This window comes from Nocardioides sp. ChNu-99, assembly GCF_029493445.1.
Classification (GTDB): domain Bacteria; phylum Actinomycetota; class Actinomycetes; order Propionibacteriales; family Nocardioidaceae; genus Nocardioides.
The window spans coordinates 1-1,460 of the sequence record NZ_JAHWBL010000113.1 but is presented as its reverse complement, the minus strand read 5'-3'; the positions used below and the strand labels follow the sequence as shown (position 1 = coordinate 1,460).

Here is a 1,460-nt window from a genome sequence, read left to right as displayed (position 1 = left end):
ACCTTGATGTCACCGGTGAGGTCGACCGACACGACGTCGTCGGGCACGAGCTCGGCGCCGAAGCGCTCGGCCTGCGCGCGCATCTCGTCCATCAGCGCGGGGCCCATGATGCCGTCGCGGAAGCCCGGGAAGTTCTCCACCTCGGTGGTGTTCATCAGCGCGCCGCCGGCCGTGACCGAGCCCTCGAACACCAGGGGCGCGAGGTTCGCGCGCGCGGCGTACACCGCGGCCGTGTAGCCCGACGGCCCGGACCCGATGACGATGACGTTGCGGGACTCCCCGGCAGCGGGGGTGGTGTGGTCGCTCATGTTCGTTGATCGCTCCTGGGTCCGGGCAGGCGTGGCTGCGACGGAGGGGGTCGTGGGTTGAATCAGTTGGTGGCGAGGAGGCTGGGCGGGAGGTCGATGTCGGGGACCAGCTCGACGAGGAGCTCACGGACGCGGCCGTCGATGTCGGCGATGATCCGTCGTACCTCGGTCTCGTCCTGCCCCTTGGAGTCGTCGAGGGGCCAGTCGCGGTAGCGGGCGCCGGGGACGTAGGGGCAGTTCTCGCCGCAGCCCTGCGTGATGGCCAGATCGCTCCCGGCGATCATCTCGGTGGTCAGCAGCTTCGGGGACTCCCGCGAGGTGTCCAGACCGAGGGACTCCAGCACGCGGGCGACCTCGGGGTGGACGTGCTCGCCGGGCTCGGTGCCGGCGGAGATCGCGACCACGCGGCCCCCGGCGTAGTGCTCCGTCAGCAGGCGGGAGGCGACCGAGCGCCCGCCGTTGGCGCGGCAGGCGAACACGACCTGGGGCCGCGTCTCCCCGCCGTCCGTGCCGTCGGGGAGGTGGGCGGCGTCGGCAGTCGTCATGCGGTGGGCTCCTCGGTGTCGGGTGGAGGGTACGGATCAGCGGGCCGGGACGCGGGAGGGGTCGCCGGAGGGGGCGCGATCGCGCAGCCACAGGGCGACGTACACGAGGGCGACGAGGACGGGCACCTCGATGAGGGGACCGACGACGCCAGCCAGGGCCTGGCCCGAGGTGACGCCGAAGGTGCCGATCGCGACCGCGATGGCCAGCTCGAAGTTGTTGCCGGCCGCGGTGAACGCCAGCGTCGAGGTCTTCGCGTAGCCCAGCCGCAGGCGGACACCGACGACCCACGAGACGCCGAACATCACGAGGAAGTAGGCCAGCAGCGGCAGCGCGATCCGGGCCACGTCCCAGGGCTGGGAGGTGATGGCGTCGCCCTGGAGGGCGAACAGCACGACGATGGTGAACAGCAGCCCGTAGAGGGCCACGGGGCCGATCCTCGGCAGGAAGGTGCCCTCGTACCAGTCGCGACCCCTGGTCCGCTCGCCGACGAGGCGCGTGAGGAACCCGGCGACCAGCGGGACACCGAGGAAGATCAGCACGCTGAGGGCGATGGCGCCGACGGAGAACTCGGCCGACGTCGTCTCCAGGCCCAGCCACCCGGGCAGG

2 protein-coding genes and 1 pseudogene are annotated in these 1,460 nt (G+C 71.9%); all 3 read right to left on the bottom strand.

The window, feature by feature from the left end; genetic code table 11:
* On the bottom strand, positions 1-308 hold a 308-nt coding region (locus KK617_RS18605; RefSeq protein WP_346813561.1), incomplete at its 3' end, for an FAD-dependent oxidoreductase.
* Between the two features lie 62 nt (positions 309-370).
* A complete protein-coding gene (locus KK617_RS18600; RefSeq protein ID WP_277501674.1) occupies positions 371-853 on the bottom strand; it encodes a heat-shock protein HtpX in 483 nt (160 codons plus the stop codon).
* 36 nt (positions 854-889) lie between these two features.
* Positions 890-1,460 (bottom strand): annotated as a pseudogene (locus tag KK617_RS18595) (arsenical-resistance protein); the annotation flags it as partial.